We start from the raw sequence: 22,502 nt of genomic DNA, 5'->3' as shown, positions 1-22,502 counted from the left end.
ACCTTGAACCCCTTGAGCAACAGCGTCAGCAGGTTGATCGGTTTATTGCCCTGCTTATCAGCGCCTGCGACCAGCGATTACGATTCCGCTGCTGCCGACTCGCGAAAAGCCCCCGGCGTCTTGCCGAACCAACGCTGACAAGCCTTGTGAAAACTGCTGGGATCGCGATAACCCAGGGTGGCTGAGATATATTTGAAACTCTTTTGGGTATGCGACAACAAATAGTTTGCCAGTTCGCGTCGACAGTTCTCCTGCAACATCGAGAAGTTGGTCGATGCCATTAACAGATGATTCTGCACACTGCGCGCACTGACATGCAAAACTGTGGCGACCTCGGCCAGGGTCAAGAGCTCGCCTTTCATCAGACCTTCGGCCAGGACTCTTTTAACATCCATGATAATGCTCTTGTCTTCCAACTCCTGAAGCAGAGAGTCACAGTATTGGCAGTGAATGGTACTGAGCAGCGCATTCGCAGTAAATACCCCACACTTGTCTACTTCCGCGCTAAACAACAAGGAGTTATAGGGTGATGAAAAGCTCAGGTTCGTGCCAAATAACTCCTTCAACCGAGTCAGATCGGCCGGTTTCGCGTAACTGAATTCAGCGCCCATTGGCAGCAGTTTCCTGCCCGGTACCAACCAGTGAATCAGGCCCAGCAACATGGCCATGCCGGCATCAATCAAATACCGTGACTCGGCGGGATTGACACTTACTTCATAGGCCATGACTTTGACCACGCCCCGGGAGCGTCGAATAAAAATACGCGAGCCGTCGGTGGTTAATGGATGATAACGGGCGAAGCGATCGAGGGCCTCACCCAGGGTGGCACTGGACATGATGGCATAGCCATGGGTATTCAAATTGCCGGGATGGGCATGGTTGTAGGCCAGCAGGCCAATGTCCTGGCGATTGCCCTGGTCGGCAGCCGCAGCAAGCAGACTATGAATGACCTTCAGATCAACGCGCTGATCGCCCGTCCCATTCAAGTCCCAATCCCGTCCATAGCCGGGCAGCCGATAGATATCGATATCGTTCTCCATCAACGCTTCACATATTGATTGCAAACAGGAGTTGATGATCGTTGGCATATAAACTTCCATGGATTCAATAACAGGGTCGTCCCCCTCTGCCAAGCACCAACTTACATACAATGCCTATCCGTCAAGACGCGGAGTATCCTGGGACATTCGAAAGGTTTCTCAGGACACTATACGTTTGGCGGGGAACGAGTGAGAATAGATTGATTCCACATCGCCATCACCACAATTAACTAATTTAAAACAATCCTGCTTAAAACCTGCCGGCTGTCATTGGAACTGCGGCAATGCTTGACGTGAGCGAACGTAACTTGACGAATCAGACAGGGATAATCGATGCCTAACTTTACTGCCTCCCCTCACCTCTACTTGCCTGCGGACACTGATACATGTATCTGAGAAAGCTCTCTATTGCCAAACGCACCGTCGCTTCGTTTGCCGTCATGATTCTGTGTGTCATTGGTCTGGGTATCTTCAGCCTGACCAAACTTGAAAGCGTGCGCAACGAAGGCTTGATCATCGAAAACAGCGCCCTGCCGGGTATTGCCCTGGGCGATGACATTGCTTTGAGTTTCGCCAATACCCGCGTGGCGATCATGAAGATGCTTGCGGCAGCCAACGATGCCGCGCTGCAAACCAGTTACGACGAATACCGTGCTCGAACAGGGGCATTTGACGACGCGATCAAACTGTATACTCCGCTGATCAACACACCGACGGAAAAGGACATCATTAGTGAGTTGACCAGTCTGTACAGGCAATATGGCGCGGCCGCCGACAACGTTCACCAACTGTTGAGAAACAGTCAGCGTGAAGAAGCCCGGAGTCAAATTGCCGGAAACATGACCAATCTGGCCATGGGCATAAACAGTCAGTTGAAGAAACTGGAAAAGATCAATGACGACGCCAAGGAACAGGCGTCGAGCACGGCCGGCCGCGTTTACGACAGCACCCGTCAGGTGACCTACGCGGTGATCATCCTGTTGACTGCCTTTACCCTGCTGCTCGCCTGGCAACTGACCCGCAGCCTGGCTGGCCCCATCGCCGAGGCATTGAGCGTATCCCGGGCCATCGCTGCCGGTGACCTGCGTGCCGGTACTCTGGACACCCGGGGAACCGACGAGCCCGCGCGCCTGCTGCAATCGATGGAGCAGATGCGCGCCAATCTGCAATCGACCCTGACCCAGGTCAGCGATGCCTCCAAGCAGCTGTCCAGCGCCGCCGAGGAAATGGGCGCGGTGATGCGCGACAGCACCGCCGACCTGACGGTGCAGAATGGCGAAATCGAGATGGCCGCCACGGCGGTCACCGAGATGAGCCAGGCGGTCGAAGAAGTGGCGCGCAACGCGGTGTCGACGTCGGCTGAATCACAGGAATCCTCCAGCACCGCCCGCCGCGGCCAGGCCGAACTGAAACAGGAGGTGGGTTCGGTGCTGGAACTGGCGCAGAACGTCACCCGCGCGTCCGATCAGGCGCAGTTGCTGTCGCTGAAAATCCGCGAGATCACCCGGGTACTGGAAGTCATTCGCTCGATTTCCGAGCAGACCAACCTGCTGGCACTCAACGCCGCCATCGAAGCCGCCAGGGCCGGTGAAGCCGGACGCGGTTTTGCCGTAGTCGCCGACGAAGTCAGGGCCCTGGCTCATCGCACCAGCGAGTCCACCAAGGAAATCGAGGACATGATCGAGTCCATCCAGGAAGGCACGCAGAATACCGTTTCAGCCCTGGCCGTCAGCTCCCAGCAGGCGCTGCTGACCCAGACTCAGGCCGAAGCTGCCAATGATGCACTGACATTGATCGCCGAGTCGGTATTGAGCATCACCGACCGAAACACCCTGATTGCCGCCGCCTCCGAGCAGCAGGCCGAGGTAGCCCGTGAGGTGGATCGCAATCTGGTGCGGATACGCGACCTTTCGGCCCAGACCGCCGTGCGGGCCGACCAGACCAGTAGCGCCAGCCAGTCACTGGCGGGGCTGGCCAATGATCTGAACGTGTCGTTGCGGCAGTTTCAGCTATAAGATCAAAAAATTCGAGGTTCTGTGGGACCGGCTTTAGCCGGGAAGGCGATATAAAGGACCCTCATAGAGGGTGTCGGATGTGCGAGCCTCTTCCCGGCTAAAGCCGGTCCCACAACACAACGTCCGCTGCACGATTGCATTTCAACCAATCGGCTTGATCGAGACCACTTCGAAGTATTTGTACTTCTTCTTTTTCGCCTCGTTCTTGGCGTCCAGCTCGGCGGTCAGCGTGCTGAGGGTGTTGGCGTCGTACACGAACACTTCCAGAGCGCCCTCGAACTCTTTGGTCACGTTCATCGTCACGCGCAACTTGGGAGACAGCGGTTTTGCGCGGAGTTTGCTGGCGGCTTTGGGTCTGGCCGGCGGGACGATGACTATTTCAGGTTCAGGGGCCGGCGGTTTGGGGGCCGGTGGGGTCGAGGAGCCGAACAGCGCCTGGCGCATCTCTTCCTCAGTCAGTCCTGTACTCATTGCGATTTTCTCGTTGCCGTTGGTGAAAGACGGGGATATTCAACAGTCGGCGCTCATATTACAAGTCCAGACGCAATTATTGTAAAAAGGCCCGAACTGTGATCGCCCATATCTACCGGCACTCACACTCTGTTTCGCGGCGATTCTGTTTCACCACCCTGAGCCTGGCGTCGACCGCCGCTTCAAATATCTGCAGCAAACGATCCAGTTCAGCCCCCCCGCAATTGCCCGACAGCCGCAGGGCCTGGACCAGAGCGACGGAGGAAACCCCGGCTTCGACCACCTCCAAAGTAGCGCCTGCGCACTGAATTCGCTCCAACGCATTCGAAGCCGCCATAGCGACATCGGCAGATAAGAAGCGCCCTTGCTCGGACTTCGCCATGACGTTACCTCGTTGAACTGCTCTATCCAGATGCACCGCTCTGGACTCAGAAATAAATAACCCCGGCAGGAGACAGCGACGTACAGACTGCCGGGGGAGCTCTCGCACTCACAGTCAATGAGTGCTGAGCGGCGCAATGATTCAAATAAATTAATAGCCCATGGCACGAGTGGTCGTAGTAGCAACCCGCTATCAGGCAACGATCTCACCGGAAAATGTGAGCGACCAATCAGTCCTTGGAATTTGTGTAAAGGCAAAACCGGCCTTCATTCTCTAAAAGAGAACATATCCGTCATAATTATTCAGTTTTAATCACGTCGTCGTGAGCGCTAGTCTGGTCCCACTTCATCTCCCAAGAAAAAGAAACGGTGCCATGACCACGATCACGCCTCACACTCACGCGATTTCGATCAATCCGGCCACGGGTGAACAGGTCGGGCATTATCCCTTCGAGTCCGCCGTCGAACTGGATGCCGCCCTCGGTCGTGCCGCCAGGGGTTTTGCAACCTGGAAACGCACCCCGGTCGAGCAACGCGCCCAGGCCCTTATCGCTCTGGCCAAGGCTTTGCGTGCAGCCGCCGAGCCGATGGCGCAGATGATCACCGTGGAAATGGGCAAGCCGATTGCCCAGGCCGAAGGCGAAATCGAGAAATGCGCCAACCTGTGCGAGTGGTATGCCGCCCACGGCCCGGCGATGCTCAGCGCCGAAGCCACTGAAGTTCCCGAAAACAAGGCACGCATCGAGTACCGCCCCCTCGGCGCGATACTGGCGATCATGCCGTGGAACTTCCCGATCTGGCAGGTGCTGCGCGGTGCGGTCCCGGCGCTGATTGGCGGTAACACCTATGTGCTCAAGCACGCGCCGAACGTCATGGGCAGTGCCTATCTGCTGCTCAAGGCCTTTCAGGATGCCGGTTTCCCTGAAGGAGTTTTCGAAGTCATCAACGTCACGCCCGAGGGTGTTTCCTCTGCCATCAAGGATGACCGCATTGCTGCTGTCACCGTCACCGGCAGCGTACGCGCCGGGTCAGCCATCGGTGCCCAGGCCGGTGCCGCACTGAAGAAATGCGTGCTGGAGCTGGGTGGCTCCGATCCGTTTATCGTGCTCGACGATGCCGATATTGATGAGGCGGTCAACGCGGCGGTTATCGGCCGCTATCAGAACACGGGCCAGGTCTGCGCGTCGTCCAAACGCATCATCGTCGAACAGGGCGTGGTCGAGACCTTTACCCGCAAATTCGTCGAAGCGACCCGCAAGCTGGCGGTGGGCGATCCGTTACAGCGCGAGACCTATATCGGCCCCATGGCCCGCTTCGATCTGCGCGATGAACTCGACCTGCAAGTGCAAGGCACCCTGGAGCAAGGCGCAACCCTGCTGCTGGGCGGCGGCAAGACGCCAGGCAGCGGCAACTTCTACGATGTCACGGTGCTGGGCGATGTCACTGACCAGATGACGTCGTTCCGCCAAGAGCTGTTCGGCCCGGTAGCCTCGATCATCACCGCGCGTGACGCCCGCCACGCCCTGGAACTGGCCAACGACAGTGAGTTCGGCCTGGCCTCGACCATCTACACCCGCAATATCGCCCTGGCCGAAGAGCTGGCGGCGCAGATGGAGGCCGGTGGCGTATTCATCAACGGCTATTTCGCCAGCGACCCCCGCGTCACCTTCGGCGGCGTGAAGAAAAGCGGCTTCGGTCGTGAGCTGTCGCACTTCGGCGTGCACGAGTTCTGCAATGCCCAGACGGTGTGGCTGGATCGTAAATAAGCGCGGCCGTTAAGTAAAAAGCCCGGGACGCGCCATACGCCCCGGGCTTTTCATCTCAACAGCCGTGATAGAGCGCAATCACGCCAGGGGCGTGCCGTTGAGACGCGCCTGGCGCTCCGTCGTACGCTGCTCCCAACGGGCGATGACCAATGGCGCCAAGGCATTGCCCAGCACATTGAGCGCCGTGGTCGGCATATCCATCAGGCGGTAGACACCCGCAATGAAGGCGATACCCTCCAGCGGCAGCCCGGCGCTGGCCAGGGTTGCCGAAAGGATGACGAACATGAAGCCTGGCACACCCGCAGCCCCCTTGGATGTCAGGACCATGGTCACCACCAGCAGCGCCTGCTGCGTCAGGCTCAAGTCAATCCCGTAGAGCTGCGCTACGAACAACGTGCCGATGCCGAGAAACAGTGAGGCGCCGTCCAGATTGAACGAGTACCCCACCGGCACCACGAAACTGACCAGCGAGCGTGGCACGCCAAAACATTCCAGCTTGGCCATCAGCTGTGGCATCACCGCTGCGGAGCTGGCGCTGGAAAAGGCCAAAATCAATTCGTCCTTGATGTGCCGGATCAGACCGAACAACGACACCCCGACCAGGCGAGCAATGCTGCCCAGCACCACGATCGCGAAGATGGCAATCGACAGGTAGCACACCACGATCAACTTGATCAGCGGCAACAGCGAAGCGAAACCGAAATTGGCGACCGTCACTGCAATCATGCCGAAGATACCAATGGGCGAGTACGCCATGATCATCGACGTCATGCGGAACATCCCCTCCGAAACCCCGCGCAACATATCGATCAGCGGCTTGCGACGCTCCTCGCTCAAACCCGCCACCCCCAGACCGAACATGACGGCGAAGAACAGCACCGGCAGCAGGCTGCCCTTGGCCATGGCGTCGACAATGTTGTCCGGGATGATAGTGAGCACTATCTGGCCGAGACCATGATTGGCCGACGCCAGCGGCGTGACGTTGACGGTGGTTGCCTTGAGACTGGCCAGATCGGTCCCGGCTCCGGGTTGCAACAGGTTGCCCAATACCAGACCGATGACGATCGCCGTGGTGGTGACGGCAAAAAAGTACAACAGCGTCCGCACGCCGATACGCCCCAGGGATTTGCTGTCATCGTTGCCGGCGATACCGACGACCATGCAGGCGAAGACAATCGGCACGACGATCATCTTCATCAGTTTGATGAAGATGTCCCCCGCCGGTTGCAACAGGTTGCTGATCAGCCAGGGCCGGGCCTCGGAATAATGGTTCAACAACGCCCCGACCAGAATGCCGGCCAACAGGCCGATAAGAATCTGCAACATCAGGGATAGACGTGGCTTGTGCATGGAATGCCTCTGAAAGTGTCGTGAATGTTTCGGGCAGTGTTGTTTTGACAAGCCGCTGTCGACTCTTCGGTCGATCAGCGCAAGGCTGCGCAGGCCCTGGCAAGGCGTGCAGCGCCCTCCTCGATCACCTCCATGGCGCTGGCGAAGGACAGACGAATATAGGGTGACATGCCATAGGCGCCGCCACCCACAACGGCAACTCCGGCCTCGCGCAACAGGTATTCGACGAAATCCGCCTCACTGTTCAGGCGCGCGCCTTGGGGCGTGGCCTTGCCCAGCAGATCGCCAACGTTGGCAAACACATAAAAAGCCCCCTCGGGTGGCGTGCAACGGATGCCAGGGATATCGGCCAGCAGCTCGAGCATGCGCGCGCGGCGTTGGCTGTAGATCTCGCGCATCCGGGCAATCGGTGCCTGATCGCCGGCAAATGCCGCGACCGCTGCTGCCTGGCTCACGGAGCTGGGGCAGGTGGTGGTCTGGGATAGCAACTTGCCAATGGCGCTGATCAGCCACTGGGGACCTGCGGCAAAACCCAGGCGCCAGCCGGTCATGGCATAGCCTTTGGAGGCACCATTAATCAGCAACGTACGCGCCATCAGATCCGGCGCCGCTTCGACAAAGGACACATGGCGCTGTGTGTCGTAGACGAAATGCTCGTAAATTTCGTCAGACATGATCAGCACATGGGGATGCCTGCGCAGCACCTCGGCCAGCGCCTGCAACCGGGCATGGCTGTAGACCGCTCCGGTGGGGTTGTTCGGTGTGTTGAGGATGACCCACTTGGTGCGCGGGGTAATGGCGTGTTCCAACTCGTCAGGAGTGAGCTTGAAGCCGTTGTGCTGATTGCCCGCGATGATGACCGGTGTCGCCTCATTGAGCCGGGCAATGTCCGGGTATGACACCCAGTACGGCGTGTGCACTATCACTTCATCGCCCGGATTGAGAGTCGCGGCCAGGGCATGATAGATCACATGCTTGCCGCCGCAGCCGGCAATCACCTGCTCTCTGGCATACGCCAGGCCGTTGTCGCGCAGCAGCTTGACGACGATGGCATCGAGCAGCGCTGGCGTGCCTGGGGTGCCGGTGTAGTGGGTCTGGCCGCCATACATGGCGTCGCGGGCGGCATCGAGGATATGCGTCGGTGTATCCAGGTCAGGCTCACCGACGGTGAAATTGACAATATCCCGGCCTTCGGCGCGCAACTGCGTCACCAGAGCATTGGCGGCAATGCTCGGCGACGGCTGAATCGCCAACAACCGGCGGGACAGAAACTGTTTACTCATGCTCATCCCCTCAGTTCGCCAGACCGGCTTTTTCCAGGACTCTGTCCAGCCACGACTGATCGACGGCACCCGAAGCGATTTCGGCTTTCACCTCTTCTTCATGGGCTTCGTGCTCACGCGCCTTGGCCAGGATCTGCTCGGCGTCTTCCTGGGCGAAGGCCACAAAACCGTCTTCGTCACCGACAATGATGTCCCCCGGATTGATCAACATGCCGCCGATTGAAACCGGCACGTTGATTTCTCCCGGACCGCTTTTGTAGGGCCCGCAATGCACCACGCCGCGGGCATAACAGGGGGTGTCGGCAAAACTGGCGACATCGCGGATCGCGCCGTCGACGATAAAACCGACACAACCACGCTGCTGGGCATACAGCTTGATCAACTCGCCGACCACGGCGTTGATGGTGTCGCCCTGGGCATCGATCACCAGCACATGGCCAGGCTCGAGCAGGGTCAGGGCCTTGTAGATGAACAGGTTGTCGCCGGGCCGTGTCTTGACGGTCAGGGCGGTGCCGACCAGCTTACCGGTGTGGTTGTAGCGGGTCAGGCCGCGGGCGCCGATATGCCGACCGAGATTGTCGCTGATGTGCGGCGTGACGACCGTCTGAAATGCCTCGATCAGGGCCGGGGATGCCAGAGCTGGCGAGGTGAGAATGCGTGAGCCGGGCAGTGACATGATGACCTCCGTGAACCAAAGAAGGTCTCGATCTTAGAAAAGGCGAGGCAATACTTTTAGCGATATTTATTTATGTCAAAACATCGATTTTTATCATGTTTTCCTTTGTAGCGCCTGAAAGCGATAGAGCAGGCAGGAGTCACTACGGCAAGAGCGCGCTATTCCATGACCTGCTGCTGCAGAATCAGCCGACTGAAATCACAACACTGCTCTGCCAGCCGTGCCACGGCCACACTCAAGCCCTGCTGACGATCGACACGATGCACTGCCGCATAGGGAATCGACGGCAGCGCCGGGCGGGTCTCGATCATTCGCAGGCGGCCCTGTTCGACAAAGGGCGCCATGCATTGCCGGGGCAGATAGCTGATGCCGAGGCCGGAAATGGTCAGGCCGATCTGCGCCACCAGATAGTTGCAACTCAGGCTGGCGTTGAAACGCAGGTCGTGCCGCGCAAGCCAGCGGTCATAGAGCAGGCCCGTGCCGGAGCTGCCGCCCTGGGTCAGCACGGTGAACGCCGACAGCGCCTGCAAATCGATGGGGCCGGGCTCGCCGAACAGGCCGGGCGCGCACATCCAGGCGTTTTCCACGGTGCGCAACGGCGTGGCGACAAAGCGCGCGTCGTCGAACACATCGGGAACAATGATCAGGTCCAGTTGGTCGTTTTCCAGCTTCTTGAACAACTCCGAGCTCAGCTCCACCGAAGGTTCCAGCACGACCCGGGGATAAGCGATGCGAATCTGCTCGACCAGGGCCGGCAGCCAGGTCAGGGCGGTCAACTCGGTTACACCCAGGCGAAAGCGCCGCACCAGCACCTCTTTGGAGCTGATACGTTCCAATAAATAATCACGCTGCCTGAGCATTTCGCTGGCGTACTCGAACAGCTCGGTGCCCTTCTCGGTCAATCGCGCGCTGCGTTTGCTGCGGTCGAAAATCGGTACGTCGAACGCCTCTTCCAATTCCTGAACCCGCTTGGAGATCGCCGACTGCGACATGTTCAGCTTCAGGGACGCGGCCTCAAAACTGCCCAGTTCGACAATCCAGTAGATGGCTTCCAGCTGTTTGAAGGTGATCATGCTCAGGCTTCTGGTGAGAAAAAGTGCGGCATTATCACTCCATGTCATCACCCAAGGTAAACCGGTTTCTGCCGTGAAAATCCTCGGCACCCTTGCCGGATGGCGCGGTCAATCCAGTAATGAACTACGGATTGCCTGCCATGCCTGACTCAATCGAAGCCCTCGAACTGCCCCCTGACCTGCACTACGTCGAAGACACCCAGGCCGGGTTCAGCCGCAGGATTTTGCGCGGCAAGTTTGTTTATTTCGATACCCAGGGCGAGCGAATTCGTGATGCCGAAGAGATTCAGCGGATCAACAATCTGGCCATCCCGCCCGCCTACACCGATGTATGGATTTGCCCGGACCCGCGCGGTCATCTGCAAGCCACCGGCCGCGACGCCCGCGGCCGCAAGCAATACCGCTACCATCCGCGCTGGCGCGAGATTCGTGATCAGGACAAGTACTCGCGCATGATTGAGTTCGGCCTCGCCTTGCCCAAGGTTCGCAAGCAGATCGAGGCGCAACTGGCCGAACCGGGGATGGGCCGCAACAAGGTCATGGCCACGGTGGTGTCATTGCTCGACGCCACGTTGATCCGCATCGGCAACAGCCAGTACGCCCGGGACAACCGTTCCTATGGCCTGACCACCCTGCGCAATAAACACGTTGAGGTCCACGGCGCCGATATCCTCTTTCAGTTTCGCGGCAAAAGCGGCGTGGAGCATCAGATCAGCATCACCGACCGACGCCTGGCCCGGGTGATCAAGCGCTGCATGGAATTGCCCGGGCAGAATCTGTTCCAGTACCTGGATGATCGGGGCGAGCGCCACAGCGTCAGCTCGGCGGATATCAACGCCTACCTGCACGAACTGACCGGTGCCGACTTCACCGCCAAGGACTATCGTACCTGGGCTGGCAGCGCCCTGGCCCTGGCGACCCTGCGCAAGCTGGAGTGGGAACCGGAGGCCGATGCCAAGAAACATATTGTCGAGATGGTCAAGGCGGTGGCCCGGCAGCTGGGAAATACCCCGGCGATCTGCCGCAAATGCTATATCCACCCCGCCGTGCTCGAAGGTTTTCTGCAAGGTGAACTCGCCAGATTGCCACGCGCTCGACAGCGCAAGGGTCTGCGCCTTGAAGAAGTGGCACTGGCGATGTTCCTGCAAAGCCTTACAGATACTTCAGCCACGTCAGACCCCGACGCCGTGCCTTGACCCCGGCGAACCAACGCACCGCCGGAAACAACACGAGCGCCAGGAGTGCCGCACACAGCCACACCGAGACCACGGAGTCGAAGCCGAAATAGCGGCCCTGATTGGCGCCCCAGATGCCCAGCGCCGCCAGATACAGCACCTTGAGCACATACAGGTGCAGCAGGTAGAAGAACATGGGTGCCGCGCCGAATACCACCAGCGGTGCAATCCATTTACGTGACTGCAGGCGCTCCAGTGCAGCCAGCAACAACAGGCCGAGCCCCAGGGTCAGGCAGATGAACTGCAGCGAGGGTGGGTACTTGGTGATGTTGAAAAAGCTCATGAGGCTGTGCAGGTCATCGACGCCGCTCTGCCAGGGCTTTTCGCCATAACCGTTGTTCAGGCGCAGACCGATGAACAGCGCCAACGCGACAACGCCGCAACCGATCAGCCGCGCCTGCCGGCGGCCCTGATCGAAACCTGCAGCAAACCAAGGCCCGGCGGCATAGCCCAGGGCAATGACGCCGATCCAGGGTAAAACCGGATATGAGGTGCGCAGGCGCAGACCCGCCCACGGCTCCAGCCAGCCACGATCATGCAGCACCGCCCAAGGCCCGTGCAGCAAGGACTCAACCGGAAAATGCACGGCATCGAGCAGGTTATGCCCGGCAATGATCAGCAAACCCAAGGCCACCAGCACAGGCCGCGGCAACATGCGCAACGCCGCGAGAGCCAACATGCTCAGACCGATGGCCCAGATCACTTGCAGGTAGACCACCGTGGACGGGAACTGAAAGGTCCAGGCGAAATTGACCAGGGTGATTTCCAGCACGATCAAGAACAGCCCACGCTTGAACAGGAACACTGATACCGCCGCCCCGCCGCCGTTCTTTTCCCCATACAGAAAGGCACTCAAGCCGGTCAGGAAGACGAACAAAGGCGCACACAGATGCGCCAGAGTGCGACTGAAAAACAGTGCTGGCTCGGTAACAGCCACGTCCATCGGGTCAGTGACCTGGCGATGCAGGAAAAAGGTCTCGCGTACATGGTCCAGCAGCATGAACAGAATGATCAACCCGCGCAGGGCATCGATGGAATGCAGCCGCGTCTTTAAGGTCTGGACCATGCTCAGAACTCGTTCTGCAGGGCTTTGTAGCCGCGCACCAGATCGATATTGGTGTGGGCCACATCTTCGGAGAACTCCGAGGCCGACACGCTCACCGGGGGAAACTGCGCCAGATCGGTATTGGGGCCGATGCGCGTGGTCGAGGGCACGTAGAAGTTGTCCGGCAGATCGCGACCATCAACCACCGAGTTGTGCCGCACCACCCTGCCCTGACCGACCCGACAGTTGAACAGCACGCTGTTGAAGCCGATAAACACCCGGTCTCCCACGGTGCAGGGGCCATGCACGATGGAGCGATGAGCAATGGAGGTGAACTCGCCGATGGTCACGGCGGCTCCGGACTTGGAGTGAATCACCACGCCATCCTGAATATTGGAGTTGGCACCGATGACGATCGGGTCCATGTCGCCGTCGGCATTGACCTCGTCGGCACGGATAACGGCGTAAGGACCGACGAACACGTTGTCATGGATGATGACCTTGCCGCAGACGATTGCCGTCTTGTCGACATAGGCCGACTCAGCGATTACAGGGAGGTGGCCTGAGGGGTTCTTGCGGATCATGGTGGGGCGTCCAATAGCGATGACAGGTAAAGCGCAACCTTACTATAGATTGTTATAACATATCAATTTCAACGCTTTCTACCTTCGCCCTTGCCTCCTGATGACCCAGTCAACATCAATCTCACATTTTGTTAATCCGCAAGCCACTTTGTCCCAGCCAGTCTTGCTAATACGCTGGCTTGTGCTACTTACTCATTAATTGCCTCGTGCTGTCAGCCCATAAGCGACCCATCGCGACAAGGCGAATGCAGCGCCTGCGCCCGAGGACTATTCTCAACTTACCTACCGCTTTTGCGATTCACGAAATTCCTACTATCCTGAACGGATGCTGTTAGAAAGTGGATTGGCACTATACACACTAAAATGATTGGGTTTATAAAGCATCGGCATGGCGAATAGCCAGACCGGCAGCTCTAACACAGGCTCATGACAATTGGACGTCAACCCTTGAAATCAACTAAAACAAAGGTATAGCGTTAAAAACTCATACCAACATGAAAAATCGACAGGCTATACACGGAATTTTCATTATTGGTTTCGTACTATCCGATGCGGTGTAAAACCATTGAGAATGGACACTCATGAGCAGCCGATCTATATAAACGAATTTAAATAAACTGATTGTTTATTGTCGGTCAACGGCCCGAAAAACTCGCTCGCCCGCATTTAATGGCGCACTTGAATACTTTGATAGCGGTCAGACCGACGCCAGGTTTGCCCGCAGGTTTTTGCTTGCCAGAGGATACTTATGAGTCAGCGCTTCCTTCCCTTTTCTCGCCCGGACATCGGCGATGAAGAAATCGCAGCGGTGAGCCGGGTACTGCGCTCCGGCTGGATCACCACCGGACCGGAATGCCAGAAGCTGGAGCAGCAATTTGCCGAGCGTACCGGCGCTGTCCACGCGATTGCCTTGTCCTCGGCCACTGGCGCGATGCACGTCACCTTGCTGGCCTTGGGCATCGGCCCGGGCGATGAGGTGATCACCCCGTCCCAGACCTGGGTCTCCACGGCCAACATGATCTGCCTCCTCGGCGCCACCCCGGTATTCGTTGATGTTGACCGGCATACCCTGATGAGCGATATCGAAGCCATCGAACAGGCAATCACTCCCCGCACCAAGGCAATCATTCCGGTGCATTACGCCGGTGCGGCGTTCGACCTCGATCCGCTTTACGCCCTCGCCGAACGCCATGGCATCCGGGTTATCGAGGACGCAGCCCACGCCGCAGGGACCCGCTACAAGGGTCGCTCGGTAGGTGCCCACGGTACGGCGATCTTCTCTTTCCATGCCATCAAGAACATGACCTGTGCCGAAGGCGCGATGTTCGTCAGCGACGACGAGCAACTGGCCAATCGCGTGCGCATGCTCAAGTTCCACGGGCTGGGCGTGGATGCCTATGACCGCATGACCCACGGCCGCAAGCCCCAAGCCCAGGTGATCGAGCCAGGCTTCAAGTACAACCTGGCCGACATGAATGCCGCCATTGCTCTGGTGCAGCTGGAGCGCCTGGAAGCCATCAATGCCAAGCGCCAGCTGCTTGCCGAGCATTACCTCAAGCGCCTGGCCAGCTCGCCCGTACTGCCCCTGGCCCAGCCGCACTACGACCAGCACCACGCCTGGCACCTGTTCATCCTGCGCATTGACCCCGAGCGCTGTGGCCTGGACCGCGACGCCTTCATGAAGGCCCTGCAGGAACAGGATATTGGCAGCGGCATTCACTTTATCGCCACTCATTTGCACACCTGGTATCGCCAGCGCTACCCGGACGTACACCTGCCCAATACGGAATGGAACTCATCGCGTATCTGTTCGATCCCGCTGTTCCCCGAGATGTCCCTCGACGATGTCGAGCGAGTCGTCAGTGTCATTGAATCGATTGTGGAATAACGCCTGTGAGACCTTACCCGATCAACCGTGTATCCATAGTCATACCGGTCTACAACGAGCACGAGAGCCTGCCGGAGCTGTTGCGCCGCACCGCAGCGGCCTGCGCGCAACTGGACCACGCCTACGAAATCGTACTGGTCGACGATGGCAGCCGCGATGATTCCGCCGACATCCTGCAGGACGCCGCCTCCCGAGAAGGCAGCCCGTTCGTAGCCGTGATCCTCAATCGCAACTACGGTCAGCACGCGGCGATCATGGCCGGCTTCGAGCAGTGCACCGGCGACGTCGTGATCACTCTGGACGCCGACCTGCAAAACCCGCCCGAAGAAATTCCGCGTCTGGTCAAGTGTGCCGAACAGGGTTACGACGTGGTCGGCACGGTGCGCAACAACCGCCAGGACTCGGCCTGGCGTCGCTGGCCGTCGCGCCTGATCAACCTGGCCGTGCAACGTTCCACCGGGGTCGCCATGAGCGACTACGGCTGCATGCTGCGCGCCTATCGCCGAACCATCGTCGACGCGATGCTGGCCTGCCGTGAACGCAGCACCTTCATCCCGATTCTGGCCAACAGTTTCGCCCGCCACACCACCGAGGTACTGGTCGAGCACGCCGAGCGCGAGCACGGTGATTCCAAATACAGCCCGATGCGCCTGATCAACCTGATGTTCGATCTGGTCACCTGCATGACCACCACCCCACTACGCCTGCTGAGCATCATTGGCTTCAGCATGGCGCTGCTCGGCGGCCTGTTCGCTCTGGCCCTGATCGTCCTGCGCCTGATCTTCGGCGCGCCCTGGGCCGGTAACGGCAGCTTCGTGTTGTTCGCCGTACTGTTCGTTTTCACCGGCGGGCAGTTCATCGGCATGGGCCTGCTGGGCGAATACCTGGGCCGCATGTACAGCGATGTCCGCGCGCGCCCGCGCTTCTTCATCGAAAAAGTCGTGCGCGCCGCACCGGCTGCGCCTTCGACCACCACCATTGATTCGTCGACTCACCATTCTTCTTTGAGCAAGGTTGCGCCATGAGCCTGAAAGCTGTTGTCTTCGCCTATCACGATATCGGTTGCGTCGGTATCCAGTCCCTGCTGGATGCCGGTTATGAGATCAGCGCGGTATTCACCCATGCCGATGACCCGAAGGAGAAAACTTTCTTCGCTTCTGTCGCCCAGCTCTGTGCCCGCCACGATATCCCCGTGCATGCCCCGGAAGACGTCAACCACCCGCTGTGGATCGAGCGCGTCGGCAAGCTGGCACCTGACTTCATCTTCTCGTTCTACTATCGCCATCTGCTCAGCGACACGCTATTGGCTCAGGCGAAAAATGGCGGTTTCAACCTGCACGGCTCGCTGCTGCCACGCTATCGCGGCCGGGCTCCGGCCAACTGGGTGCTGGTCAATGGCGAAAGCGAAACCGGCGTCACCCTGCACAAAATGGTCAAGCGTGCCGATGCCGGCGACATCCTGGCTCAGCAGCGGGTCAGCATCGATATCAGCGACGACGCCTTGAGCCTGCACGGCAAACTGCGCCAGGCCGCTGCCGAGCTTCTGTCAGAAACCCTGCCTGTACTGGGTCGCGGCCAGCTCAACGGCACTGCCCAGGACGAGTCCCAGGCCAGCTATTTCGGTCGCCGCACCCCGGCCGATGGCCGCATGGACTGGCATCTACCGGCCACCACCCTGCACAACCTGGTTCGGGCCGTGACCCAGCCCTACCCCGGCGCGTTTTATCTGGCAGGAGAGCACAAGCTGATCGTCTGGAGCGCCAAGGCCCAGGCCGGTAACGAAGGTTTGGCCCCCGGCACCGTAATCAGCTGCGATCCGTTGCGCATTGCCTGCGGCCAAGGCTCGCTGGTGATCAGTGCCGGCCAGCGTGGCGACGATGGCCTGTACTTGAGCGGCCCGCAACTGGCCCGTGAATTCGGCCTGGTGGCAGGCTCGCGCCTGGTCAGCAACGACAGCGTCAAACCCGTGCGCCGCACCCGCGTGCTGATCCTTGGCGTCAACGGCTTCATCGGTAACCACTTGTCCGAGCGCCTGCTGCAGGACGACCGCTACGAAGTCTACGGCATGGACATCGGCTCCGATGCCATTGAACGCCTGCGCAGCAATCCGAACTTCCACTTCATCGAAGGCGATATCAGCATCCACACCGAGTGGATCGAGTATCACATCAAGAAGTGCGACGTGATCCTGCCTCTGGTGGCCATCGCTACGCCTATCGAATACACGCGCAATCCGCTGCGAGTCTTCGAGCTCGATTTCGAAGAAAACCTGAAAATCGTCCGCTACTGCGTCAAGTACAACAAGCGCGTGATTTTCCCGTCCACCTCGGAAGTCTATGGCATGTGCCAGGACCCGAGCTTCGACGAAGACACCTCCAATCTGGTGGTCGGCCCGATCAATAAACAGCGCTGGATCTACTCGGTATCCAAGCAGTTGCTGGATCGGGTCATCTGGGCCTACGGCCAGAAAGGCCTGAAGTTCACCCTGTTCCGTCCATTCAACTGGATGGGGCCGCGCCTGGACCGTCTGGACTCGGCGCGTATCGGCAGTTCGCGGGCCATTACCCAGTTGATCCTGCACCTGGTGGAAGGCACGCCGATTCGTCTGGTCGACGGCGGCGCGCAAAAACGCTGCTTCACCGACGTGGTTGATGGCATCGAGGCACTGGCACGGATCATCGAAAACCGTGGCGACGCCTGCAACGGCCAGATCATCAATATCGGCAACCCGGACAACGAAGCGAGCATCCGTCAGTTGGGCGAAGAGTTGCTGCGCCAATTCGAAGCCCACCCGCTGCGCGGCAATTTCCCGCCGTTCGCCGGTTTCCGTGAAGTGGAAAGCCAATCGTTCTACGGCAAAGGTTATCAGGACGTCAGCCATCGCAAGCCGAGCATCGACAATGCCCGTCGCCTGATCGACTGGACACCGGGTATCGAACTGAGCGAAACCATCGGCAAGACCCTGGACTTCTTCCTGCGTGAAGCCATGGCCGAAAAAGCGGAACAGCGCTGATGCAGGCGGGCTTGCGCATCGATGTCGACACCTACCGTGGCACGCGTGACGGGGTCCCGCAGCTGTTGGAGATACTGGCTGACGCACAGATCAAGGCGACGTTTTTCTTCAGCGTGGGTCCGGACAACATGGGGCGCCATTTATGGCGCCTGATCCGCCCGCAGTTTTTCTGGAAGATGCTCCGCTCCAAAGCCGCCAGCCTCTACGGCTGGGACATCCTGCTGGCCGGCACCGCCTGGCCGGGCAAACCCATCGGCAGGGACTTCGGCCATCTGATGCGCCAGGCCCGGGATGCCGGCCATGAAGTCGGTCTGCATGCCTGGGATCACCATGGCTGGCAGGCCAACGCCGGGCGCTGGAGCGAGGCACAACTGACCGAAGAGATTCGCCAGGGCCTCGACTGCCTCAGCACCATTCTCGGTGAGCCTGTGACCTGCTCCGCCGCCGCCGGTTGGCGCGCCGACGAACATGTGGTGCAGGCCAAACAAGCTTTCAACCTGCGCTACAACAGTGATTGCCGTGGCACCAGTCTGTTCCGTCCGACCCTGCGCAACGGGCGTCCGGGCACGGTGCAGATCCCGGTCGATCTGCCCACTTACGATGAAGTCGTCGGCGCCGATCTGGCCAGCCGCGACTTCAATCGTTTCATTCTCGACCGCTTCAAGCCCGACGGCCTGAACGTCTACACAATTCACGCGGAAGTGGAGGGCATTCTGTTGGCCGATGACTTTCGGCAGCTGCTGGCCCAGGCCCGCAACCGCAACATTCATTTTTGTCCCTTGGGCGAGTTGTTGCCCGAGGATCTCGACAGTCTGCCGACAGCCCGCCTGAGCCGTGGCACCCTCAGTGGTCGCGAAGGCTGGCTGGGAGTGCAACACGCATGACCACCACCCGAAACGGGTACATCCCCTTACTGCTGCTGGCCTTCGTGCTCGCCTATCTGTTGCCGCTGGCCAGCCACGGCCTGTGGATTCCCGACGAAACCCGCTACGCCCAGATCAGCCAGGAAATGCTCCACAGCGGCAATTGGGCCGCGCCGCACTTCATGGGCCTGCGCTACTTTGAAAAACCGGCCGCCGGCTACTGGATGATCGCCTTGGGTCAGGCCCTGTTCGGCGAGAACCTGTTTGGCGTGCGCATTGCCTCGGCCCTGAGCACCGGGCTCAGCGTGCTGATCGCCTGGCTGCTGGCGCGCAACCTGTGGAACGACCCGCGCAAGAGCTTCGCCTGCGCCCTGCTCTACATGAGCTTCGGCCTGATCGCCGGGCAGGCCGGCTACGCCAACCTCGACCCGCAATTCAGCCTGTGGGTCAACCTCAGCATGCTGGCATTCTGGCTGGCCCAAAGCAGTACGGGCCATCGGCGACTGGGCTACTGGGCACTGCTCGGTGTGGCCTGCGGCATGGGCTTCATGACCAAGGGTTTCCTCGCCTGGCTGTTCCCGGTGCTGATCGCCCTGCCCTACATGGTCTGGCAAAAGCGCCTGGGGGAACTGATCAGGTTCGGCTGCCTGGCCGTGATCGTCGCCATCGCCATTTCCCTGCCCTGGGTCTTGATTCTGCATGGCCGGGAACCGGACTACTGGCGGTTTTTCTTCTGGCACGAGCACATCCGCCGCTTCGCCGCCGAAGATGCCCAACATACCCAGCCGATCTGGTTCTACCTGCCGATTCTGGTGGTCTCGTGCCTGCCTTGGGCGGTACTCCTGCCGGCCACGATAAAACAAAGCTGGCGGGATAAACGCCTGGCATCTGTCGGTTTCCTGCTGCTATGGGTACTGCTGCCCCTGGCGTTTCTGAGCCTGAGCCGAGGTAAGCTGCCAACCTACATCATGCCGTGCCTGGTGCCCCTGGCTCTGCTAATGGGACATGCCATCATCAACCTGCTGCAACAGGATCGCCTGGGCGCACTGCGCTTGAACGGGCTGCTCAATGCCCTGCTGGGCGTGGTCGGCCTGATTGCACTGACCTGGTTGCAACTCAAACAACCGGTCTATAACCAGGAGCCGGTTGCCAAGCTGCTGCTGATCATTGTGTTGTCGGGCTGGGTTTTGGCCAACGCCTTGCAGATCCTGCGCCCGGCACGTGCATGGGCCAGCCCGGCCCTGGGTATCGGCCTGCTCGTGGCACTGCTGCCCAATGCGTTGCCCATGGCGACAGTGCTGAGCAAGACCCCGCAGCTGTTCATTCAGCAACATGAACAGGAACTGGCGAGCAGCACCAGCCTGCTGTCCAACGACCTGGGTGCGGCCTCATCGCTGGCCTGGACCCTCAAGCGCAGTGACGTGGTGTTCTATAACACCGTGGGCGAACTCGAGTACGGCCTCAGCTATCCGGAAGGCGACGCCCGCAAAGTCGACCTCAACTCGGTCAAGGCCTGGATGGAGCAAGCCCGGCGCAAGGGTTCCGTCGGTGTCGTGATCCGAGGTGCAGGCGATTCAGAGAAACAGGAAATAGATCTGCTGCCCAAAGATGGCAAACGCTTTGCGGACGGCAATATGCTCATTCTGCTGTTCGAGCAAACGCCGCCATGAGCCTGGTATTGCTATTGACTGCCTGCCTGCTGACCTGCGTTGGGCAGATCGCGCAAAAGCTCGCAGTGGAACAATGGCGCCCCGGTTTTCCCGGCGTCGCCAGGGCAATGACCAACGCGTGGCTGTGGCTGGCCCTGCTCTGCCTGGGTCTGGGTCTGCTGGTCTGGCTGTTGGTCCTGCAACGACTCGAGGTCAGCATCGCCTATCCGATGCTGAGCCTGAACTTCGTCCTGATCACCCTGACCGGCCGCTACCTGTTCAATGAAAAGGTCGACGCCCGGCACTGGCTGGGCATTGCCCTGATTCTCGCTGGCGTCCTGCTGCTGGGGCGCCAGGCATGAGCCGCACATCAGGCATTGCCCTGGCCATGGCCAGTGTCGGGCTGGTCAGTGCCGCCCAGTTAGGCATGCGCTGGAGCATGTTGCGCCTGCCCACGCCTGAGCAGTGGCCCGAGGCCCTGAGCCAGGGCCTGCTGCAGGTGACGCCGTTGGCGGTGGTCGGCAGCGCCATCATCGCCTATGGCCTGTCCATGCTGTGCTGGCTGCTGGCCCTGCGCGAGTTGCCCCTGAGCCGTGCCTACTCACTGTTGAGCCTCAGTTATGCGCTGGTCTACCTGATCGCCGCGTGCCTGCCCTTTTTCCATGAAGCGTTCACCGTCTCCCGGACAGTCGGCGTCAGCCTGATTGTCGCGGGCGTACTGACGATCAATTTTCGCCGCACTCCTCGTAATGAAACCCAGGATTTAACCCCATGAAAATCAGCGTCTTCGGTAGCGGATATGTCGGTCTGGTACAGGCTACGGTATTGGCTGAAGTCGGCCACGATGTCATCTGCATGGACATCGACCAGGCCAAGGTCGAGCAACTGCGCCAGGGCCAGGTCAGCATCTTTGAACCTGGGCTGGCCGGTCTGGTCAAGGAGAACCTGGAGAAAAACCGCCTGCGCTTCACCTGCGACGAAAAGCTCGCGGTAGAGCATGGCGAAGTGTTGTTCATCGCCGTCGGTACCCCACCCAGGGAAGACGGTTCGGCGGACCTGAGCGGCTTCTTCGCCGTCGGCGAAGCCATTGCACGTCACCGCGTCGAACCACTGATAGTCGTGGAAAAATCCACCGTACCGGTGGGCAGCGGCGATGCTCTGGTCAAGCACATCAGCCAGGCCCTGCGCGATGCTGGCCGCATCCTGTCCTTCGACGTGGTCTCCAACCCTGAATTCCTCAAGGAAGGCTCTGCGGTGAGCGACTGCCGTCGCCCGGACCGTATCGTCATTGGCTGTGAAAACGATGAAGTGCAGAAGGTTATGCGCGAGTTGTATGCGCCGTTCAACCGCAACCACGACCGCGTGATGTTCATGGACCGGCGCAGTGCCGAGCTGACCAAATACGCCGCCAACTGCATGCTGGCGACCAAGATCAGCTTTATCAACCAGATCGCCGAACTGGCCGAGCACCTGGGCGCCGACATCGAATCCGTGCGCCTGGGTATCGGTGCTGACTCCCGTATCGGCTATGACTTCATCTATCCCGGTTGCGGCTACGGCGGCTCATGCTTCGGCAAGGACATTCGCGCCCTGATCCATAGCGCTACTGAAGCCCATTGCTCCAACGACCTGTTGCGCGCGGTTGAAAGCATCAATGAGCGACAGAAGAACAAGCTGTTTGAGCGAGTCAATGCCTTCTACAAAGGCGATCTGCGCGGCAAGATCTTCGCCATCTGGGGCCTGGCCTTCAAGCCCAATACCGATGACATGCGCGATGCGCCGAGCCGGGTATTGATGGAAGCCTTATGGGCGGCCGGTGCCAGCATTCGCGCTTTCGATCCGGAAGCCATGCAGGAAACCCAACGCCTTTATGGCAATCACCCGGAGCTGATGCTGATGGGCACTCCCGAGTCAGCGCTCAATGGCGCCGATGCGCTGATCGTCTGCACCGAGTGGCAACAATTCAAGGCGCCGGACTTCGAGCTGATCCAGCAGCGCCTCAGTGCCCCGGTGATCTTCGATGGTCGTAACCTCTACGACACCGAACGCCTGGCCGAAAACGGCTTTCACTACTTCCCGATTGGCCGTGGCGAATCATGCAGCCTGCCGATTCCGCAACAGCAGTGGGTTGCGGCCTGACACCCAAACGTATGACTCGTAGGACCGGCTT

Annotated in this window: 21 protein-coding genes; 12 read left to right on the top strand and 9 right to left on the bottom strand. The window is 59.6% G+C overall.

Going from position 1 to position 22,502, the window contains the following annotated elements:
* Positions 1–77 precede the first annotated feature (77 nt).
* The gene (locus AC1Z24_RS13435) at positions 78–1,088 is read right to left on the bottom strand and encodes an AraC family transcriptional regulator (RefSeq protein ID WP_483746048.1); all 1,011 of its coding nucleotides are present in this window, start codon (positions 1,086–1,088) and stop codon (positions 78–80) included.
* A 338-nt stretch (positions 1,089–1,426) separates the two neighbouring features.
* Between AC1Z24_RS13435 and AC1Z24_RS13430 the strand changes: the two genes are divergently transcribed.
* The gene (locus AC1Z24_RS13430; protein WP_483746047.1) at positions 1,427–3,055 is read left to right on the top strand and encodes a methyl-accepting chemotaxis protein; all 1,629 of its coding nucleotides are present in this window, start codon (positions 1,427–1,429) and stop codon (positions 3,053–3,055) included.
* A 141-nt stretch (positions 3,056–3,196) separates the two neighbouring features.
* Here AC1Z24_RS13430 and AC1Z24_RS13425 read toward each other — a convergent pair whose 3' ends face one another.
* Positions 3,197–3,526, bottom strand: coding sequence for a hypothetical protein (locus AC1Z24_RS13425; RefSeq protein WP_483746046.1), 330 nt, complete (start codon positions 3,524–3,526; stop codon positions 3,197–3,199).
* Positions 3,527–3,638: 112 nt separating this feature from the next.
* Positions 3,639–3,908, bottom strand: a complete 270-nt coding sequence (locus tag AC1Z24_RS13420) for a hypothetical protein (RefSeq protein WP_483746045.1) — start codon at positions 3,906–3,908, stop codon at positions 3,639–3,641.
* A gap of 373 nt (positions 3,909–4,281) precedes the next feature.
* Between AC1Z24_RS13420 and AC1Z24_RS13415 the strand changes: the two genes are divergently transcribed.
* Positions 4,282–5,673: an aldehyde dehydrogenase family protein gene (locus tag AC1Z24_RS13415; protein WP_483746044.1), complete on the top strand. Its 1,392-nt coding sequence runs from the start codon at positions 4,282–4,284 to the stop codon at positions 5,671–5,673.
* A gap of 78 nt (positions 5,674–5,751) precedes the next feature.
* Here AC1Z24_RS13415 and AC1Z24_RS13410 read toward each other — a convergent pair whose 3' ends face one another.
* The 4 genes from AC1Z24_RS13410 to AC1Z24_RS13395 form a co-directional block, all read right to left on the bottom strand.
* Positions 5,752–7,023 carry a cation:dicarboxylate symporter family transporter gene (locus tag AC1Z24_RS13410; protein ID WP_483746043.1) on the bottom strand — a complete coding sequence of 424 codons (1,272 nt, stop codon included), beginning with the start codon at positions 7,021–7,023 and terminating at the stop codon, positions 5,752–5,754.
* 74 nt (positions 7,024–7,097) lie between these two features.
* Entirely contained in the window at positions 7,098–8,306 is a 1,209-nt protein-coding gene (locus tag AC1Z24_RS13405) for a pyridoxal phosphate-dependent aminotransferase (RefSeq protein WP_483746042.1), read from the bottom strand.
* A gap of 10 nt (positions 8,307–8,316) precedes the next feature.
* A complete protein-coding gene (locus tag AC1Z24_RS13400; protein ID WP_259105288.1) occupies positions 8,317–8,982 on the bottom strand; it encodes an RraA family protein in 666 nt (221 codons plus the stop codon).
* 158 nt (positions 8,983–9,140) lie between these two features.
* The gene (locus AC1Z24_RS13395) at positions 9,141–10,055 is read right to left on the bottom strand and encodes a LysR family transcriptional regulator (RefSeq protein ID WP_483746041.1); all 915 of its coding nucleotides are present in this window, start codon (positions 10,053–10,055) and stop codon (positions 9,141–9,143) included.
* Between AC1Z24_RS13395 and AC1Z24_RS13390 the strand changes: the two genes are divergently transcribed.
* Together AC1Z24_RS13390 and AC1Z24_RS13385 are read left to right on the top strand one after the other, a co-directional pair.
* Positions 10,054–10,203 (top strand): hypothetical protein, encoded by a 150-nt coding sequence (locus AC1Z24_RS13390; RefSeq protein ID WP_483746040.1) that lies wholly within the window; start codon positions 10,054–10,056, stop codon positions 10,201–10,203. The two genes, AC1Z24_RS13395 and AC1Z24_RS13390, sit on opposite strands and share 2 nt — an antisense overlap.
* Positions 10,196–11,251, top strand: coding sequence for a DNA topoisomerase IB (locus AC1Z24_RS13385; RefSeq protein ID WP_483746039.1), 1,056 nt, complete (start codon positions 10,196–10,198; stop codon positions 11,249–11,251). Before AC1Z24_RS13390 ends, AC1Z24_RS13385 begins: the two co-directional genes overlap by 8 nt.
* Here the strand turns inward: AC1Z24_RS13385 and AC1Z24_RS13380 are convergent.
* Both AC1Z24_RS13380 and AC1Z24_RS13375 read right to left on the bottom strand, forming a co-directional pair.
* Positions 11,208–12,356 (bottom strand): acetyltransferase domain-containing protein, encoded by a 1,149-nt coding sequence (locus AC1Z24_RS13380; protein WP_483746038.1) that lies wholly within the window; start codon positions 12,354–12,356, stop codon positions 11,208–11,210. The two genes, AC1Z24_RS13385 and AC1Z24_RS13380, sit on opposite strands and share 44 nt — an antisense overlap.
* A gap of 2 nt (positions 12,357–12,358) precedes the next feature.
* Complete coding sequence (locus AC1Z24_RS13375; protein ID WP_483746037.1) at positions 12,359–12,919, bottom strand: gamma carbonic anhydrase family protein; 561 nt, start codon at positions 12,917–12,919, stop codon at positions 12,359–12,361.
* Between the two features lie 748 nt (positions 12,920–13,667).
* Between AC1Z24_RS13375 and arnB the strand changes: the two genes are divergently transcribed.
* The 8 genes from arnB to AC1Z24_RS13335 are packed head-to-tail and all read left to right on the top strand — an operon-like array spanning position 13,668 to position 22,471.
* Positions 13,668–14,807, top strand: coding sequence for a UDP-4-amino-4-deoxy-L-arabinose aminotransferase (arnB, locus tag AC1Z24_RS13370; RefSeq protein WP_483746036.1), 1,140 nt, complete (start codon positions 13,668–13,670; stop codon positions 14,805–14,807).
* Between the two features lie 5 nt (positions 14,808–14,812).
* On the top strand, positions 14,813–15,832 hold the full coding sequence (gene arnC, locus AC1Z24_RS13365) for an undecaprenyl-phosphate 4-deoxy-4-formamido-L-arabinose transferase (RefSeq protein WP_483746035.1): 1,020 nt from the start codon (positions 14,813–14,815) through the stop codon (positions 15,830–15,832).
* Positions 15,829–17,820, top strand: a complete 1,992-nt coding sequence (gene arnA / locus AC1Z24_RS13360) for a bifunctional UDP-4-amino-4-deoxy-L-arabinose formyltransferase/UDP-glucuronic acid oxidase ArnA (protein ID WP_483746034.1) — start codon at positions 15,829–15,831, stop codon at positions 17,818–17,820. The genes arnC and arnA overlap by 4 nt, the downstream gene beginning before the upstream one ends.
* Complete coding sequence (arnD, locus tag AC1Z24_RS13355; protein ID WP_483746033.1) at positions 17,820–18,704, top strand: 4-deoxy-4-formamido-L-arabinose-phosphoundecaprenol deformylase; 885 nt, start codon at positions 17,820–17,822, stop codon at positions 18,702–18,704. Before arnA ends, arnD begins: the two co-directional genes overlap by 1 nt.
* Positions 18,701–20,353 (top strand): lipid IV(A) 4-amino-4-deoxy-L-arabinosyltransferase, encoded by a 1,653-nt coding sequence (gene arnT, locus AC1Z24_RS13350; RefSeq protein ID WP_483746032.1) that lies wholly within the window; start codon positions 18,701–18,703, stop codon positions 20,351–20,353. Before arnD ends, arnT begins: the two co-directional genes overlap by 4 nt.
* Complete coding sequence (arnE, locus tag AC1Z24_RS13345; RefSeq protein WP_483746031.1) at positions 20,350–20,694, top strand: 4-amino-4-deoxy-L-arabinose-phosphoundecaprenol flippase subunit ArnE; 345 nt, start codon at positions 20,350–20,352, stop codon at positions 20,692–20,694. The genes arnT and arnE overlap by 4 nt, the downstream gene beginning before the upstream one ends.
* Positions 20,691–21,107 (top strand): 4-amino-4-deoxy-L-arabinose-phosphoundecaprenol flippase subunit ArnF, encoded by a 417-nt coding sequence (arnF, locus tag AC1Z24_RS13340; RefSeq protein WP_483746030.1) that lies wholly within the window; start codon positions 20,691–20,693, stop codon positions 21,105–21,107. The genes arnE and arnF overlap by 4 nt, the downstream gene beginning before the upstream one ends.
* Positions 21,104–22,471 (top strand): UDP-glucose dehydrogenase family protein, encoded by a 1,368-nt coding sequence (locus tag AC1Z24_RS13335; protein ID WP_483746029.1) that lies wholly within the window; start codon positions 21,104–21,106, stop codon positions 22,469–22,471. The genes arnF and AC1Z24_RS13335 overlap by 4 nt, the downstream gene beginning before the upstream one ends.
* The last annotated feature ends 31 nt before the right edge of the window (positions 22,472–22,502 follow it).

The sequence above is a fragment of the Pseudomonas sp. JL23 genome, assembly GCF_056933585.1.
The sequence above is the reverse complement of the archived record's forward strand: the minus strand, read 5'-3'. Positions and strand labels throughout refer to the sequence as shown.

Excerpts from the sequence above, each read along its gene's own strand:
- AC1Z24_RS13435 (WP_483746048.1), bottom strand. The coding sequence starts at position 1,088 with ATGCCAACGATCATCAACTCCTGTTTGCAATCAATATGTGAAGCGTTG.
- AC1Z24_RS13420 (WP_483746045.1), bottom strand. The coding sequence starts at position 3,908 with ATGGCGAAGTCCGAGCAAGGGCGCTTCTTATCTGCCGATGTCGCTATG.
- AC1Z24_RS13405 (WP_483746042.1), bottom strand. The coding sequence starts at position 8,306 with ATGAGTAAACAGTTTCTGTCCCGCCGGTTGTTGGCGATTCAGCCGTCG.
- AC1Z24_RS13385 (WP_483746039.1), top strand. The coding sequence starts at position 10,196 with ATGCCTGACTCAATCGAAGCCCTCGAACTGCCCCCTGACCTGCACTAC.
- arnB (WP_483746036.1), top strand. The coding sequence starts at position 13,668 with ATGAGTCAGCGCTTCCTTCCCTTTTCTCGCCCGGACATCGGCGATGAA.
- arnA (WP_483746034.1), top strand. The coding sequence starts at position 15,829 with ATGAGCCTGAAAGCTGTTGTCTTCGCCTATCACGATATCGGTTGCGTC.
- arnT (WP_483746032.1), top strand. The coding sequence starts at position 18,701 with ATGACCACCACCCGAAACGGGTACATCCCCTTACTGCTGCTGGCCTTC.
- AC1Z24_RS13410 (WP_483746043.1), bottom strand. The coding sequence starts at position 7,023 with ATGCACAAGCCACGTCTATCCCTGATGTTGCAGATTCTTATCGGCCTG.
- AC1Z24_RS13425 (WP_483746046.1), bottom strand. The coding sequence starts at position 3,526 with ATGAGTACAGGACTGACTGAGGAAGAGATGCGCCAGGCGCTGTTCGGC.
- arnF (WP_483746030.1), top strand. The coding sequence starts at position 20,691 with ATGAGCCGCACATCAGGCATTGCCCTGGCCATGGCCAGTGTCGGGCTG.
- AC1Z24_RS13380 (WP_483746038.1), bottom strand. The coding sequence starts at position 12,356 with ATGGTCCAGACCTTAAAGACGCGGCTGCATTCCATCGATGCCCTGCGC.
- AC1Z24_RS13430 (WP_483746047.1), top strand. The coding sequence starts at position 1,427 with ATGTATCTGAGAAAGCTCTCTATTGCCAAACGCACCGTCGCTTCGTTT.
- AC1Z24_RS13395 (WP_483746041.1), bottom strand. The coding sequence starts at position 10,055 with ATGATCACCTTCAAACAGCTGGAAGCCATCTACTGGATTGTCGAACTG.
- AC1Z24_RS13335 (WP_483746029.1), top strand. The coding sequence starts at position 21,104 with ATGAAAATCAGCGTCTTCGGTAGCGGATATGTCGGTCTGGTACAGGCT.
- AC1Z24_RS13400 (WP_259105288.1), bottom strand. The coding sequence starts at position 8,982 with ATGTCACTGCCCGGCTCACGCATTCTCACCTCGCCAGCTCTGGCATCC.
- arnD (WP_483746033.1), top strand. The coding sequence starts at position 17,820 with ATGCAGGCGGGCTTGCGCATCGATGTCGACACCTACCGTGGCACGCGT.
- AC1Z24_RS13375 (WP_483746037.1), bottom strand. The coding sequence starts at position 12,919 with ATGATCCGCAAGAACCCCTCAGGCCACCTCCCTGTAATCGCTGAGTCG.
- AC1Z24_RS13415 (WP_483746044.1), top strand. The coding sequence starts at position 4,282 with ATGACCACGATCACGCCTCACACTCACGCGATTTCGATCAATCCGGCC.
- arnE (WP_483746031.1), top strand. The coding sequence starts at position 20,350 with ATGAGCCTGGTATTGCTATTGACTGCCTGCCTGCTGACCTGCGTTGGG.
- AC1Z24_RS13390 (WP_483746040.1), top strand. The coding sequence starts at position 10,054 with ATGCTCAGGCTTCTGGTGAGAAAAAGTGCGGCATTATCACTCCATGTC.